Annotated in this window: 11 protein-coding genes and 3 rRNA genes; 6 read left to right on the top strand and 8 right to left on the bottom strand. The window is 57.2% G+C overall.

The window, feature by feature from the left end:
* Window positions 1-4: 4 nt before the first annotated feature.
* Window positions 5-1,234 carry an ABC transporter substrate-binding protein gene (locus LG409_RS11070; protein ID WP_227406668.1) on the bottom strand — a complete coding sequence of 410 codons (1,230 nt, stop codon included), beginning with the start codon at window positions 1,232-1,234 and terminating at the stop codon, window positions 5-7.
* A 255-nt stretch (window positions 1,235-1,489) separates the two neighbouring features.
* Between LG409_RS11070 and LG409_RS11075 the strand changes: the two genes are divergently transcribed.
* Together LG409_RS11075 and LG409_RS11080 are read left to right on the top strand one after the other, a co-directional pair.
* The gene (locus LG409_RS11075) at window positions 1,490-2,350 is read left to right on the top strand and encodes a TatD family hydrolase (protein ID WP_227406669.1); all 861 of its coding nucleotides are present in this window, start codon (window positions 1,490-1,492) and stop codon (window positions 2,348-2,350) included.
* Window positions 2,351-2,364: 14 nt separating this feature from the next.
* Window positions 2,365-2,844 carry a hypothetical protein gene (locus LG409_RS11080; protein WP_016914304.1) on the top strand — a complete coding sequence of 160 codons (480 nt, stop codon included), beginning with the start codon at window positions 2,365-2,367 and terminating at the stop codon, window positions 2,842-2,844.
* On the opposite strand, the gene LG409_RS11085 is transcribed toward LG409_RS11080, so the two are convergent.
* Window positions 2,841-3,422 (bottom strand): elongation factor P hydroxylase, encoded by a 582-nt coding sequence (locus tag LG409_RS11085; RefSeq protein WP_227406670.1) that lies wholly within the window; start codon window positions 3,420-3,422, stop codon window positions 2,841-2,843. The two genes, LG409_RS11080 and LG409_RS11085, sit on opposite strands and share 4 nt — an antisense overlap.
* Window positions 3,423-3,559: 137 nt before the next feature.
* On the opposite strand from LG409_RS11085, the gene LG409_RS11090 reads away from it, so the two are divergent.
* From LG409_RS11090 to LG409_RS11100, 3 genes are all read left to right on the top strand, one after another.
* Window positions 3,560-4,978, top strand: a complete 1,419-nt coding sequence (locus LG409_RS11090; RefSeq protein ID WP_039179355.1) for an MATE family efflux transporter — start codon at window positions 3,560-3,562, stop codon at window positions 4,976-4,978.
* Between the two features lie 4 nt (window positions 4,979-4,982).
* Complete coding sequence (locus LG409_RS11095) at window positions 4,983-5,996, top strand: DUF3080 family protein (RefSeq protein WP_189463367.1); 1,014 nt, start codon at window positions 4,983-4,985, stop codon at window positions 5,994-5,996.
* A 112-nt stretch (window positions 5,997-6,108) separates the two neighbouring features.
* Complete coding sequence (locus LG409_RS11100) at window positions 6,109-6,816, top strand: hypothetical protein (protein WP_227406671.1); 708 nt, start codon at window positions 6,109-6,111, stop codon at window positions 6,814-6,816.
* Window positions 6,817-6,876: 60 nt separating this feature from the next.
* Here LG409_RS11100 and tusA read toward each other — a convergent pair whose 3' ends face one another.
* The gene (tusA, locus tag LG409_RS11105; protein ID WP_227406672.1) at window positions 6,877-7,128 is read right to left on the bottom strand and encodes a sulfurtransferase TusA; all 252 of its coding nucleotides are present in this window, start codon (window positions 7,126-7,128) and stop codon (window positions 6,877-6,879) included.
* A 28-nt stretch (window positions 7,129-7,156) separates the two neighbouring features.
* Between tusA and LG409_RS11110 the strand changes: the two genes are divergently transcribed.
* Entirely contained in the window at window positions 7,157-7,444 is a 288-nt protein-coding gene (locus tag LG409_RS11110; protein ID WP_016914310.1) for an antibiotic biosynthesis monooxygenase family protein, read from the top strand.
* 30 nt (window positions 7,445-7,474) lie between these two features.
* Here the strand turns inward: LG409_RS11110 and rlmM are convergent, their stop codons facing one another.
* The 5 genes from rlmM to LG409_RS11135 all read right to left on the bottom strand — a co-directional run bounded on the left by rlmM (window position 7,475) and on the right by LG409_RS11135 (window position 16,105).
* Window positions 7,475-8,542 (bottom strand): 23S rRNA (cytidine(2498)-2'-O)-methyltransferase RlmM, encoded by a 1,068-nt coding sequence (gene rlmM, locus LG409_RS11115; protein ID WP_039179339.1) that lies wholly within the window; start codon window positions 8,540-8,542, stop codon window positions 7,475-7,477.
* 199 nt (window positions 8,543-8,741) lie between these two features.
* Window positions 8,742-8,857: ribosomal RNA gene (gene rrf / locus LG409_RS11120) — 5S ribosomal RNA — on the bottom strand.
* A 152-nt stretch (window positions 8,858-9,009) separates the two neighbouring features.
* A 23S ribosomal RNA gene (locus LG409_RS11125) occupies window positions 9,010-11,903 on the bottom strand.
* A gap of 294 nt (window positions 11,904-12,197) precedes the next feature.
* Window positions 12,198-13,730: ribosomal RNA gene (locus tag LG409_RS11130) — 16S ribosomal RNA — on the bottom strand.
* The 16S, 23S and 5S rRNA genes sit together here, the layout of an rRNA operon.
* A gap of 569 nt (window positions 13,731-14,299) precedes the next feature.
* On the bottom strand, window positions 14,300-16,105 hold the full coding sequence (locus LG409_RS11135; protein ID WP_227406673.1) for an acyl-CoA dehydrogenase C-terminal domain-containing protein: 1,806 nt from the start codon (window positions 16,103-16,105) through the stop codon (window positions 14,300-14,302).
* Window positions 16,106-16,140: the final 35 nt, after the last annotated feature.

The following is a 16,140-nucleotide window of genomic DNA, read 5'->3' on the forward strand; positions in this document are numbered from 1 at the left end:
CTGTTTAACCCTTTACGAGTGGGCAGACGCTTTCAGACAGTGGCCGGAACGCTTCCTCGGCAGGAATGGTGCGGACCACCCGGAACAAGTCGTCTTCATCTGCTGACTCTGCTGGGGTTTTGACTTCCACCAGGTACATGTCGTGGACCATACGGCCGTCTTCGCGGATGTAGCCGTTCTGGGCAAAGATATCGTTGATAGGCGTGTCGGCCATCTGCTGACGCACCGTCTGGGTATCGTCTGTCCCGGTGGCAGCGATGGCGTCCAGGTAGTGGCGAGTGCTGGAGTAGAGGCCAGCGTGAACCATGGTAGGCATGCTGCCCGTACGCTCCCGGAAGCGTTCTGCCCAGGCGCGGGTTTCCTCGTTCAAGTCGTAATACCAGGCTTTGGTGAACTGCAGCCCTTGGGCATTTTCCAGCCCGATACTGCGCACATCGGTACTGAACAGCACCATTCCCGCCAGGATTTGCCCGGCCTGGGTAATACCAAACTCCCCCGCCGTCTGAACCGCATTGATGGTGTCCCCGCCCGCGTTATTCAACGCAATGACGTCAGCACCGGAGGCCTGCGCCTGTAACATGAACGATGAAAAGTCGTTATTGGGGAATGGATGACGCGCACGCCCTACGATGGTGCCACCGTTTTCAGTGACCACACGCTCGACATCTGCTTCCAACGCATGACCAAAAGAGTAATCGGCACTCAACAAGTACCAGTTTTTGTAGCCTTCTTCGGTAATGGCTTTGGCGGTGCCGTTCGACATCGCCCAGGTGTCATACACCCAGTGAATATGATTCGTAGAGCAGTGTTCGTTGGTCACGCCAGAGGAGACGGCACCATTTACCAGCCCCAGCTTGTCGGCATCCTGCAGCAGACTGACAGCCGCCAACGTGACCGATGATGCCACCAGGCCCGTGACCATATCGACGTTGCGCTCATCGATCCATTCACGCACCACGCTGGAGCCCACGTCAGGGCTGTTACGATCATCGGCACTGAACACCACGATATCCGCACCGTTGACACTGCCGCCAATATCCTCGATCGCCATCTGAATGGCATCGAGCCCCAGAGGACCGATAGGATCGCGGTAAACACCTGACATATCGGCCAGATAACCAATGCGGATTTCGTTATCAGAAATCCCTTCATGGGCGGCAACGAACGGAACGAAGCCTGCAGCAACCACCGCAGAGGCTAACGCAGACAGCTTGAAACGGCGTGATAACGGCATGAGGGTACCTCGCTATTGTTGTTATTGAGGTGAAAATCACAACGCTGGCGTTGCGCCTTCACTCATTGAATCACGGGCATGGCGGTGACTCATTTTCATGGTAAGAGCAAACAGGCCTGCACTGTTTACCTATTGAGCCAGTTTTTTTGCAATTCGTGCCATTTGCAGTGTGACTACTTGCCACGTTCATGGCGGCTTGCGTTGGCGAGCCAAGCGGCTCCAGCGTTACAATGGGGCCACTGGCCCACAGGAGAGATGACCACATTGGCGACTCAGCAAGCACACGACGCGTTACCTGAAGCGCTACAGTTTCGCCCCAGCACACCGCTGGTCGATATTGGCGCCAACCTGACCCATGAGAGCTTTCAGCGCGACTTGAGCGACGTGATTGCCAGGGCCCGAGCCGCCAACGTGACCACAATGATCGTCACGGGAACGGATGTCGCCCACGCCAGGCAGGCCGTCGAGATGGCTCGGCAGTTTGCGGGGCTGTATGCCACTGCGGGGGTACATCCCCATGATGCGAGCGGCTGGAGCGAAGACGTGGCGCAGGCGCTGGGCGACCTCTATACACTGCCCGAAGTGGTCGCGGTCGGTGAGTGCGGGCTCGACTTCAACCGCAACTTTTCCACACCGCAGGAGCAGGAGCGCGCCTTTGAAGCGCAGTTGGCCCTGGCGGCGGCATCCGGGCTACCGCTGTTTCTTCATGAGCGTGATGCAGGCCAGCGCATGCGTGAGATCCTGCACCACTGGCGCGACGATATCAGCCACGCGGTGATCCACTGCTTTACCGCAGACCGTGAAACGCTGCGGGGCTATCTGGAGCTGGACCTGCACATCGGCTTGACGGGATGGATCTGTGACGAGCGGCGCGGGCATCACCTGCGTGACCTGGTGCGCGAGATCCCGCTGGATCGATTGATGGTCGAAACCGACTGCCCTTACTTGCTGCCCCGTAATTTGCCCGCCAAGCTGAAAGGCAGACGCCATGAGCCTGCCCTGCTGCCCTGGATCGTGCAGGAGATTGCTCGTTGGCATCAGGTGAGTGACACTGAACTCGCGGCGGCGACCACCCGGACCGCCCTGCAATTTTTCCGTATCGACACGGATACCTAGAAGGAACGACAACCATGGCCGACTACCCCGGTTTTATTGCCATAGAGATAGGTGAAGACAATGGCTTGCCGCTGTCGATTGCATGGTCACTGCCCGATGGCCGCATCAAGCAGACCTTGATCCAGCCGGATGACAGCTGGATTACCGAAGACAGCAATGTCATGGGGGCTTACAGCATCGAAGAGCTGGAGAGCCTGGGGGTCAGCCCGCTGGATGTGATCCGCGAGCTGGAGAACGACCATTTCTCGGCCACGCTGTACACCAGCGACAACGGCGAAGATGAGGCCGCCCTGGCCCGCTTGTTCGACACCTACGGGCTGGATCCTTTTGTGGAACTGGCACCCGCACAAGTGCTGTATGAAACCCTCAGCTCAAGCGAATGGCACCGCCTGCGCAGTGATACCTTCAACGATCTGGGCCTAGAACCCATGCGCCCCGAGCACGAAATCGAGGTCATGCTGACCCTGCATCAGCAGTTGTCCGAGGCTGACTAACCCACTTTCATCAGAGCATCGTCCAACAGGCGGTGCCCCTGCCGAATCGCCTGCTCCAGCGTGTCCTGGTGCTGATAGTAGCGCGCCAATGCCGTCCGAAACGCATTGGCGCGCAGGGGCAGTCCCTCTTGCCGATAGCGCTCGGCCCTCGCTGCCACGCGTCTTGCGAAAGCCTCCCGGTCCACCTCGCCCGCGCCGCCCAGATTGTCCACACTGACATGGAACGTACGGCCACACGCCTGGGTAAACAGTTGCTCCAACGCCTGAGGGGCCACTTCGGCCTGTTCGAATGCCTGTTGCTGTTCCGCCGTGCGCCCGTCCGGGTAATACCAGTAGCCATAATCTTCCCACTGGCGGCGTTTTGCGCCTGCGATGCACCAGTGGCTGATCTCATGTAACGCACTGGCAAAATAGCCTCGTGCAAAGATCACCTGATGGTAAGGCGTTTGCTCACTCATCGGGCGGTAAAGCGGCTCATCGCCACCGCGAATCAGCCGAGTCTGATAGTGGTCTGCAAACACCCCATCAAACAGCGCAGTAATATCGTCGAGCGTCCAGCGCTCTTGCGGGTCAGTCACACCGTTATCTCATTCATGAACGTTGCACTAGTATAACGAGGGACCCATCCTTGGCTAAAGAGGAGAGCGCAAGGTATAGCGACTCCTGCTACTCTATCGCCTTTTCCTGGGTCTCTTTGCTAAATAGGAACCATACCTTGGGCGGCTTCACTAGCGATATCAAGAAAATTTACTGGCCTGAAACACGCACACTCATGGCCCTGGCGCTGCCTATCTGTGGTGCACAGCTTGCTCAGGCAGGCATGAGCGTCGTCGATGTGATGATGACCGGACGACATGACGCCACGTCGCTGGCGGCGGTGTCGGTAGGCTCCAGCCTGTGGATGCCTCTGATGCTGTTCATGACCGGCACGCTGATGGGGCTGACGCCCATCGTGGCTCAACTGCTGGGAGGGCAACGCAACGGCGCCATTCGTCCCGCCGTACATCAGGCGCTCTGGGTGGCCCTGGCGCTGGGCTTGTTGGCCGCCCTGCTGCTGCGTACGGCCGTCATGCCGATCTTCGAGCTGATGAACGTGCCACCGGCAGTGGCCAGCGAGTCGGCTGCTTACCTGAGCGCGGTGGCCTTCGGCATGCCAGGCATCGCGCTATTTCAGGCATTGAGAGCGTTTTCGGATGGCATGAACCATACCCGGCCAGCCTTGTGGATCAGCCTGATTGGCCTGGCCGTCAATATTCCCAGCAACTATGTACTGATCTACGGGGGTGATGGGCTGGTCAGCCTGTTCGGCGCCGCGCTGCCGGATACGCTGCAGCAGCTACCCGCGCTGGGCGCCTTTGGCTGTGGTATTGCCACGGCCTTCTCCATGTGGACCATGACCATTGCCATGGCACTCTACACACGCCGTGGCACGGTATACCGCAGCGTTTCCTTGTGGCATGGCGCCACCTGGCCACAGTGGTCAGGCGTGCGTGAGCTGCTCGTGGTCGGGGTGCCCATCGGCGTCGCGATTTTTGTCGAAGTGACGCTGTTCACGCTGATCGCCCTGTTCATTGCCAGCCTTGGTGAAGTGACCGTGGGGGCTCACCAGATCGCGCTGAGCTATACCTCGATCCTGTTCATGCTGCCCATGTCACTGAGCATGGCACTGACGGTGCGTGTCGGTAATACGCTGGGGCAGCAGCGCCTTTCCCTGGCCCGTAAGGTTGCCTGGAACGGTGTCGTGATCAGCGTGATCGTCGCCGCGTTCAACAGCACGCTGCTCTGGTTCACTGCCGCACCGGTCATCAGCCTGTATACCTCCAATAGCGACATTCAGGCCCTGGCGCTCACGATCATCGCTCTGGCGGTCATCTTTCAGCTGTCGGACTCGCTGCAAGTGAATCTGGCCGGCGCGCTGCGAGGCTACAAGGATACCCGCATCGTCATGGTGATCACCGTTCTTTCCTACTGGATCGTCGGGCTGGGGGGCGGTCATTGGCTGGGAACCTATGGCATGGGCGGCGAGTCACAGCCGCTGGGGGTACACGGCTACTGGATCGGCCTGATTGCAGGGCTCACGACAGCGGCCATCTTGCTGGCTTGGCGATTACATCGAATCAGTCAACGGGAGTGACCCCATGCGGCCTTCAAGTTTTTACCGCTCATGCCTCGTGATGCCCGTCGTCATGTCGGCCAGCCTGGTGCTGGCTGGCTGCGGCGACAACAGCGCGGACGAGGCCTGGGTGGCCTACCAGCGTTCGACTGCCGAGGAGCTCGGCATTTCCGCTCCTGATCGCCAGCAGCCCCGTAACATAGGCGCCTTTCCCGACCGACGCCAGCGCGTGATCGAGCTGCCGGAGATACGCGAAGGCATGCTCAATATCTATGCGTTACGCGAGTGTCAGATCACTTCCCTGATTGCTGCCAGAAACAATCAGCTAGGCCGTGTAGCACCGCCCAGCCAGCAATGGATCTACGAGCGCACGCTGTGGCAACGCCTGGATCACTGCTGGAACAGCGATATTCCTGAACGGCTGGGTGACGATGACGCCCATCGCCTGGCACAGCTGACCCAGCTCAAAACCGAGCAGCTGCCCTTTGCGACCTGGAACGCCATCTTTGCCTCGGAAGAGTGGGAGAAGAGTTTCGCCCGCGCCAGTCACCCTCTGTACACACTCCCCGATCAAGACTGGGCAGCACAGCGGGCAGCACTGGATTATCTTGAGCAGATGATTACCCAGCAGTTCAACCAAGCTTGGCAACACGACTCCTCGACCCTGGAAAACCATCTCAAAACGCTCCAGCAGCGTCCGCTGACTGCCGAAGTGCTGCGCGCCTTGCTGCTGGCTGAGCAGCGCCTGAACGAGCTAAACGCGGCTATCGCGCAGGCCGAACCAGACGCAGGGAGCACCTGCTGGTCAGAAGCCCTGCCTGACTGGGTAGACCAACTGGAGCAACGCGCAGAGCAGTGGCTGGTGTCGGTGAATAGCCTTTTCGATACCCATGCCGTCAGCCCGCCGCCAGCGGTGTCTGACTACCAGCAGGCCTGGCTCGACATGCAGAACCCGGAGGCCCCCTGGCAGCAGTTTCAACGGGCTCTGGCGCATCATCGTCAGTTGGCGCTTACCCTGGCGCCCTGCACACAGCATTAAATATGCTCGCCATGCTTAACCTTCCAGAAAAGGTGTGCTATTGGTGAAGGTAGCGGCAGATGAAAATCACTGTCTGCCAATGTCGTGACCACGCAGTACAAGGAGGGACACCATGGGCTCACCCCTGTCAACTCGCTCTGCCCAGGTCATCGACCTGGATACCGTGCGTCAGCGTCAGCAGGCGCGAAAATGTCTCGTTCGTCTGGCTCCGGAGCTGGACGGACTGGAAATGGTTTACCAGCTCGCTGCGAGTCCCGACACCTACTATGGTCTCCCCATTCTGGCCTGGGGCTTGAGAGAAGATGGCAGCATTACCGGGCTGGTACCCTGGATGGAGTCTCTGGCGGCCTGCCATGAGCTGGACAGCGAGGAAAGCGGTTGCTTCGTCGGTTACCGTGACCCCGAAACCGATGAAATCTTCGATGTTCCCCCCGACCACAAGTACGACGAACTGGTCGCGGCTGCAGGCTATTTCGAGTATGAGGCATCCGGTGAAGTGACGCTGATCCAGCAGCTTCCCGATACCCTGGGAACCCATGCCTTGTGCATGAACCGGCCCAATGCCCCCTGGCATATGAAGCCGGTCTACGGGTGGCGCCTGTACAGCGACGGCAGCGTGGACGCACTGCTGGCTGACGAGCAAAAAGCCACTCTGATGCCGATCCTGCTGGGTGATAACTGCCTGTATGACGCCCACTCGCGCCATCACACCGTCTATTTTTTCCAACGCCACATCGCTAATCGCATCCTCGAAGAGGACCCGGCTACGCTTGAGGCCCTGGCCATGATGGTGGTCTCCGGCAGCAACGAGCGCTCTTGAAGCCATCCCGGCAAGGCATTGCACCATGGTCGATGCATGCCTTGCCAGGACTCCCCAGTATCACGCCAAACGGATAAAGTAGACGTAGTGGCCGTCAGAGCCCTGCTGCTCGATAAGCTCGTGCCCCAGGAATTGACAAAACTTGGGGACATCGCGCGTCGTCGCAGGGTCCGTCGCCACGACCTTCAGCACCTGGCCCGACGCCATGTCACGCACCTTGTTGTGCATCAGCATGATGGGCTCTGGGCAGTACAGCCCGGTGGTGTCCAATTCGGCATCGAAAGCACTGGGGGCTTGTGTAGGATCAGTCATCGACTCTCTCGGTTAGGAAACAGACACTATGATAAAAGTCATCATTGAACGACGCATCATGCCCGGCCTGGAAGATGAATATGAGCAGGCCGCACGCGAAGCCATGCGCGTATCATTGGGCATTCGTGGCTTCGTTGGTGGTGAAACGCTGGTAGAGCGCGGCCACACCGACCGTCGACTAATGATCACCAAATGGCGTGACCTGCGCGCTTGGAAAGAGTGGCACGCCAGCGAGGCGCGCGCCATGGCCATGCAGCGCATTCTGCCTCTTCTCACCGAAGATGAAGCCATTCGTATCTATGAGCCGGGGTACTAGGCGAGCGTTCAGCCAGTCAAGCACACCTTCTCAGTGTAGCAACCTGACATGCACCGTCACCTCTTCCCGATCATGGTAGAGATGACGGCAGCTTATTTTAGCGCTTACCCCGGCTGACGCCAACGAGGCTTCCAGCGTCGTCAGGCAGCGCGTCACTTCGTCCCAGCGTTTCTTCATGGGCAGCTTCAAGTTGAAGATAGCTTCACGACACCATTTACGCGTCAACCAACGCTCTACCATGGCCAATACCCGTACAGGCTTGTCCACGATGTCGCACACCAGCCAATCCAGCCGCTGAGGGGGCTCCCAGGTAAAGCCATCTTCACGCAGGTGGTCGATCTGACCCGTCGCCATCAGGGCTTTGTCCATCGGCCCATTATCGATGGCATAGACGTACATGCCGCGCTGCACCAGCTGCCATGTCCAGCCTCCTGGCGCCGCCCCCAGGTCCGCTGCCTGCATGTGCTCCGCCAGGCGAGTATCCCACTGATCGCGTGGAATGAATTCGTGCCAGGCCTCTTCCAGTTTCAGCGTCGAGCGGCTTGGCGCACGGGAAGGAAAGCGTAGCCGCCGGATTCCGTTCAACAGCTCGCTACGATTGTCAGGGAAGCTCATGCCAAGCTGCACACGGTCTCCGTCCGTCCAGAAAATATGCAGCCGTCTTCCGCCAGCCTTGCCTCGCAGCGCCCCACGCTTTTTCAGCGTGTTTTGCAGCGGGCGAGTGAGCGCCTTGATCAACCCCGACAGTGCTTTGCCATCGTTGGTATCCGGTGTTTCGTGCCAAATCTCTTCAAAGCTCCAACGGCTGGCTTTGACCTGATCGAGAATGGCGGTCAGACGATCCTCACGGGACAGCACCAAGGGCGGCAGGGCTGCCAGACTCTGCCTGGCAAAGATGAGATGCTGGAAAGCTGCCTGGCGGTGCAGGTCATTGATCGCCTCACCATCCTGTCGCGTCAAGCTGACCCATCCGGCCCCATGGGCTGGTTCGCAGTTCACCCCCTGCTGTTTGGCATGATGCTGCATTTCCGCCAACGTATCGCCCTCGAAACCGGGTCGACAATAGACCAGCCACGCCGTGGGTATCGTGTCACTCACCTTTCACCTCTCTGTAAACATGGAGCCGTCACTGCCCTCTCGAAAACACATGATAACATCGCAGCGAAGCAACAACGGCTCCCCAAGGCAGCCTATCAACGCATATCACCCCCACAGCCCGAGCCATGAGGGTTTTGCGCAAGTGCCAAACGCAAAAAGCCCCGAACACAATGTGCTCGGGGCTTTCTACTTAATAAGTGCCTGACGATGACCTACTCTCACATGGGGAGACCCCACACTACCATCGGCGCTAAGCGGTTTCACTTCTGAGTTCGGCATGGGATCAGGTGGTTCACGCGTGCTATGGTCGTCAGGCGTAACAGGTAATGCATATCATGCTGAGGTGTTTTGACGTGTATTGTGTGCGTCTCTTGTCAGCAAGCACTTGGGCTCACTGCGGCGTATCCGGTGTTGCGAGTGCGTTCACACTCTTCGTTATCATCACGACCAGACCCCTTGGGTGTTATAGGGTCAAGCCTCACGGGCCATTAGTACACGTTAGCTCAACGCCTTGCAGCGCTTCCACACCGTGCCTATCAACCAGCTGGTCTCGCTGGGCCCTTCAGGAGGCTCTAGGCCTCAGGGATGTCTCATCTTGAAGGGGGCTTCCCGCTTAGATGCTTTCAGCGGTTATCCCGTCCGACCATAGCTACCCGGCAATGCCACTGGCGTGACAACCGGAACACCAGAGGGTCGTCCACTCCGGTCCTCTCGTACTAGGAGCAGCTCTTCTCAAACATCCAACGCCCACGGCAGATAGGGACCGAACTGTCTCACGACGTTCTAAACCCAGCTCGCGTACCACTTTAAATGGCGAACAGCCATACCCTTGGGACCGACTTCAGCCCCAGGATGTGATGAGCCGACATCGAGGTGCCAAACACCGCCGTCGATGTGAACTCTTGGGCGGTATCAGCCTGTTATCCCCGGAGTACCTTTTATCCGTTGAGCGATGGCCCTTCCATACAGAACCACCGGATCACTAGAACCTGCTTTCGCACCTGCTCGACGTGTCTGTCTCGCAGTCAAGCACCCTTATGCTCTTGCACTCATTGCACGATGTCCGACCGTGCTGAGGGTACCTTCGTGCTCCTCCGTTACGCTTTGGGAGGAGACCGCCCCAGTCAAACTACCCACCACACACTGTCCTCGATCCGGATAACGGACCTGAGTGAGAACGCCAATGATGCCAGGCTGGTATTTCAAGGTTGGCTCCCCTCGAACTGGCGTCCGAGGTTCAAAGCCTCCCAGCTATCCTACACAGGCAACATCAGCGTCCAGTGTGAAGCTATAGTAAAGGTTCACGGGGTCTTTCCGTCTAGCCGCGGGTACACCGCATCTTCACGGCGATTTCAATTTCACTGAGTCTCGGGTGGAGACAGCGTGGCCATCATTACGCCATTCGTGCAGGTCGGAACTTACCCGACAAGGAATTTCGCTACCTTAGGACCGTTATAGTTACGGCCGCCGTTTACCGGGGCTTCGATCAAGAGCTTCGGACGAATCCTAACACCATCACTTAACCTTCCGGCACCGGGCAGGCGTCACACCCTATACGTCCTCTTGCGAGTTGGCAGAGTGCTGTGTTTTTACTAAACAGTTGCAGCCACCTGGTATCTTCGACCGGTTCGGGCTTGGAGAGCAAGTCTCGTCACCCTACGCCGGCGTGCCTTCTCCCGAAGTTACGGCACCATTTTGCCTAGTTCCTTCACCCGAGTTCTCTCAAGCGCCTTGGGATTCTCACCCTGACCACCTGTGTCGGTTTGGGGTACGGTCGCACATGATCTGAAGCTTAGAGGCTTTTCCTGGAAGCGTGGCATCAATGACTTCGACACCGTAGTGTCTTCGTTTCGTGTCTCGGCCTTGGAGGGTCCCGGATTTACCTGAGACCCAAGCCTACTCACTTTCACCAGGACAACCAACGCCTGGCTCACCTAGCCTTCTCCGTCCCCCCATCGCAATCATGTCCGGTACGGGAATATTGACCCGTTTCCCATCGACTACGCCTTTCGGCCTCGCCTTAGGGGCCGACTCACTCTGCTCCGATTAGCGTCGAACAGAAACCCTTGGTCTTCCGGCGAGGGAGTTTTTCACTCCCTTTATCGTTACTCATGTCAGCATTCGCACTCGTGATACCTCCAGCATGCTTCTCAACACACCTTCATCGGCTTACACGACGCTCCTCTACCGCTCATCCGTAAGGATGAACCCGTAGCTTCGGTACCTGGTTTAGCCCCGTTACATCTTCCGCGCAGGCCGACTCGACTAGTGAGCTATTACGCTTTCTTTAAAGGATGGCTGCTTCTAAGCCAACCTCCTAGCTGTCTGAGCCTTCCCACATCGTTTCCCACTTAACCAGGATTTGGGGACCTTAGCTGACGGTCTGGGTTGTTTCCCTTTTCACGACGGACGTTAGCACCCGCCGTGTGTCTCCCACGCTTGCACTCACCGGTATTCGGAGTTTGCCTCGGGTTGGTAAGTCGGGATGACCCCCTAGCCGAAACAGTGCTCTACCCCCGGCGGTGATACGTGAGGCGCTACCTAAATAGCTTTCGAGGAGAACCAGCTATCTCCGAGCTTGATTAGCCTTTCACTCCGATCCACAAGTCATCCAAATCTTTTTCAACAGATCCTGGTTCGGGCCTCCAGTTGATGTTACTCAACCTTCACCCTGCTCATGGATAGATCGCTCGGTTTCGGGTCTATATCCAGCGACTGTGTCGCCCAGTTAAGACTCGGTTTCCCTACGGCTCCCCTATACGGTTAACCTCGCCACTGAATATAAGTCGCTGACCCATTATACAAAAGGTACGCAGTCACAGAACAAGTCTGCTCCTACTGCTTGTACGCACACGGTTTCAGGATCTATTTCACTCCCCTCTCCGGGGTTCTTTTCGCCTTTCCCTCACGGTACTGGTTCACTATCGGTCAGCCAGGAGTATTTAGCCTTGGAGGATGGTCCCCCCGTCTTCAGTCAAGGTTTCTCGTGCCCCGACCTACTCGATTTCACGTGATCAGATTTTCGACTACGGGGCTATCACCCGCTATGGCCAGACTTCCCAATCTGTTCGTCTAATCCGTCACACGCTTAAGGGCTGGTCCCCGTTCGCTCGCCGCTACTAGGGGAATCTCGGTTGATTTCTTTTCCTCAGGGTACTTAGATGTTTCAGTTCCCCTGGTTCGCCTCTTACGCCTATGTATTCAGCGCAAGATACTCATCTTGTGATGAGTGGGTTTCCCCATTCAGAGATGTCCGGGTCGCAGGTCGTTTGCCACCTCACCGAACCTTATCGCAGGCTACCACGTCTTTCATCGCCTCTGGCTGCCTAGGCATCCACCGTGTGCGCTTCATTGCTTGACCCTATAACCCGAAGGAGTCTGGGGTTCGCAATGATAACGATTGCCGGATACGCTTGAGACGTATCACAATACAATTTACGTAGAAACGCGTTCAACGCGTTTCTGTCAGCATGATATACATTGTTAAAGAGCGACTGCTATAAGCAGTGATAAACGGACCGTGTTTTCAACTTTAAAAGAAAAAGAAAGGTCTTTTCTTCTTTTTTAACGTGAAAGAGCGCTTATCACTGCTCATCAACAGCATTCTGATCAGGTAATTCATTGTGAGCGCTTGCCGCGAGGGGAAGACATCGTTTAAGGAGGTGATCCAGCCGCAGGTTCCCCTACGGCTACCTTGTTACGACTTCACCCCAGTCATGAACCACACCGTGGTGATCGCCCTCTTGCGTTAGGCTAACCACTTCTGGTGCAGTCCACTCCCATGGTGTGACGGGCGGTGTGTACAAGGCCCGGGAACGTATTCACCGTGGCATTCTGATCCACGATTACTAGCGATTCCGACTTCACGGAGTCGAGTTGCAGACTCCGATCCGGACTGAGATCGGCTTTTCGGGATTGGCTCACTCTCGCGAGTTGGCAACCCTTTGTACCGACCATTGTAGCACGTGTGTAGCCCTACTCGTAAGGGCCATGATGACTTGACGTCGTCCCCACCTTCCTCCGGTTTGTCACCGGCAGTCTCCTTAGAGTTCCCGCCATTACGCGCTGGCAAATAAGGACAAGGGTTGCGCTCGTTACGGGACTTAACCCAACATTTCACAACACGAGCTGACGACAGCCATGCAGCACCTGTCTCTGCGTTCCCGAAGGCACTAAGGTATCTCTACCGAATTCGCAGGATGTCAAGAGTAGGTAAGGTTCTTCGCGTTGCATCGAATTAAACCACATGCTCCACCGCTTGTGCGGGCCCCCGTCAATTCATTTGAGTTTTAACCTTGCGGCCGTACTCCCCAGGCGGTCGACTTATCGCGTTAACTTCGCCACAAAGTGCGCTAGGCACCCAACGGCTGGTCGACATCGTTTACGGCGTGGACTACCAGGGTATCTAATCCTGTTTGCTACCCACGCTTTCGCACCTCAGTGTCAGTGTCAGTCCAGAAGGCCGCCTTCGCCACTGGTATTCCTCCCGATCTCTACGCATTTCACCGCTACACCGGGAATTCTACCTTCCTCTCCTGCACTCTAGCTTGACAGTTCCGGATGCCGTTCCCAGGTTGAGCCCGGGGCTTTCACAACCGGCTTATCAAGCCACCTACGCGCGCTTTACGCCCAGTAATTCCGATTAACGCTCGCACCCTCCGTATTACCGCGGCTGCTGGCACGGAGTTAGCCGGTGCTTCTTCTGTGAGTGATGTCTTTCCTGATGGGTATTAACCACCAGGCGTTCTTCCTCACTGAAAGTGCTTTACAACCCGAGGGCCTTCTTCACACACGCGGCATGGCTGGATCAGGGTTCCCCCCATTGTCCAATATTCCCCACTGCTGCCTCCCGTAGGAGTTCGGGCCGTGTCTCAGTCCCGATGTGGCTGATCATCCTCTCAGACCAGCTACGGATCGTCGCCTTGGTGAGCCTTTACCTCACCAACTAGCTAATCCGACATAGGCTCATCCGATAGCGGGAGCCGAAGCCCCCTTTCTCCCGTAGGACGTATGCGGTATTAGCCTGGGTTTCCCCAGGTTATCCCCCACTATCGGGCAGATTCCTATGCATTACTCACCCGTCCGCCGCTCGTCAGCGGGGTGCAAGCACCCCCTGTTACCGCTCGACTTGCATGTGTTAGGCCTGCCGCCAGCGTTCAATCTGAGCCATGATCAAACTCTTCAGTTTAAGATCAATGCGATCCTTACTCGCTGCCCGAAGGCAACAAAAGCGGATCAAACTTGGCTCAAGGTTCAAACGAATTCATTGCGATACTCCGAAGAGTATCTTGGTGTTCGCTTGCCTTGATATTAGGTGATGATTCACCCTCATCGGCAAGCGCCCACATGAATTACCTGATCAAATTGTTAAAGAGCGATACTACTGTCATCATTTCGCTGTGACTGGCTCGGTGACCTGAACCGTGTTGCCTCAGCGAGGAAGGCGTATTCTACGCATTCCGTGGTGTTTGTCAAGGGCTGTTTTCAGCGAGTGAAGCGAGCGATCAATCCAACCAGCAGATGACGCTAACTTCCTGACAAACCGAAGGTTTTTCAACCTTCTTTACCGCTGGTAACGCTTGGCGTCCCCGGCAGCGGATGCGTACTTTACGGATTCGCTGCCGGGTTGGCAAGGGCTATTTTGAAAAAGTTTTCGTGTAGCCGAGATAAAAAAGCGGCAGGCAATGCCCGAGGGCAAACCTGCCGCAAACCACCGATCAGTACCCTGACCAGAGAGTGCCTGGCAAAGGCATGGGCTCAGATCTCGAAGCCCAGGCCAAAATCTTCGCTGGAAATCGCCATCAAGCTACCGGCACCTGCCTGAATCATGGCGGCGTGCGCCTTGGTGCGTGGCAGCAGACGCTGGTAGTAGAAACGCGCCATATTCAGTTTGGCCGTGTAGAAAGCAGCATCTTCACCCCCCTGTGCACTAGCGGCCTGCTTGGCAGCGCGAGCAAACAGATAGGCGACAGCGACATAGCCGGAGTACATCAGATAATCGACGCTGGCGGCCCCTACTTCTTCACGATCCTGCATGGCCTTCATACCGATACCCATGGTGAGCTCACCCCACTGGGCGTTGAGCTTGGCCAGCGGCTCGATGAATTCCTTGAGCGCAGGGTTGTCGGCTTCGGACTGGCAGAACTTGTGAATCTCCTTGGTGAAGACTTTGAGGGATTCACCCTGGCTCATCAGCACCTTGCGACCCAGCAGGTCCAGCGCCTGGATACCGGTCGTGCCTTCATAGAGGCGCGTGATACGCGCATCACGTACCAACTGCTCCATGCCCCACTCTTTGATGAAGCCGTGACCGCCAAAAATCTGCACGCCTTCATTGGTACACTCGAAACCCACTTCCGTCAGGAAGGCCTTCACGATCGGCGTCAGCAGGCCAAGCAGGGTCTCGGCACGCTCCTTTTCTTCGCCTGGTGCGCCATGCTCGACCACGTCCAGCATCTGGGCGGTATACAGCACCAGCATGCGCCCGCCTTCGGCAAAAGCTTTTTGGGTCAGCAGCATGCGACGCACGTCGGGATGGACGATGATCGGGTCGGCGGCTTTATCAGGGGCCTGAACACCTGAAAGGCCACGCATCTGCAAACGATCACGGGCATAGCCGAGCGAGTTCTGGAAGCTGGCTTCCATCAGACCAAGCCCCTGGATCCCCACGCCCAGACGGGCCGCATTCATCATGGTGAACATGCAAGCCAAACCCTTGTTCGGCGCGCCTACCAGGTAGCCCGTGGCACCATCGAAGTTCATGACGCACGTTGCGTTGCCGTGAATCCCCATCTTGTGCTCGAGAGAGCCACAGCTGACACCATTGCGCTGCCCAGGATTACCCTCGGCATCGGGCAGGAACTTGGGTACGACGAACAGTGAAATGCCTTTGGAGCCTTCGGGCGCATCCGGCAGCTTGGCCAGCACCAGATGAACGATGTTCTCGGCCAGATTGTGCTCACCGGCAGAAATGAAGATCTTGGTGCCGGTGATCTGATACGCGTCACCCTCTGCAGGAACCGCACGAGTCTTGATCAGCCCGAGATCGGTACCACAATGGGGTTCGGTCAAACACATGGTGCCGGTCCATACGCCTTCGACCAGCTTGGTGAGGTAAGTGGCCTTTTGCGCCTCGGTTCCATGATGACGCAGCGCGTCTGCGGCGCCGTGGGAAAGCCCCGGATACATGCCCCACGCCAGGTTGGTGGCGCAAATCATTTCGGAAAGCATCATGGCCAGCGAATGCGGCAAGCCTTGCCCGCCCTGCTCAGGGTCCGCTGCCAGGCTTGGCCAACCCCCTTCGACATACTGTTGATAGGCTTCCTTGAAACCATGAGGAGCCTTGACCTCACCACCTTCCAGCAGGCAGCCCTCTTCATCACCGCTCTGGTTCAGTGGCAATAGCACGTCACGAGCAAAACGGGCGCCCTCCTCCAGAATCGCTCCGACGACATCGGGAGACGCTTCTTCACCGTTGGGAAGTGCCGCGTAGTGGCTAGGGTAATCAAACATTTCGTTCATCACGAAACGCAGGTCACGCAGAGGGGCTTGGTAGCTGGGCATGTCACTTCTCCTAAACGGGGGGCTGAAAGAGCGGG

The organism is Halomonas sp. NyZ770 (assembly GCF_020616575.1).
GTDB lineage: Bacteria > Pseudomonadota > Gammaproteobacteria > Pseudomonadales > Halomonadaceae > Vreelandella > Vreelandella hamiltonii.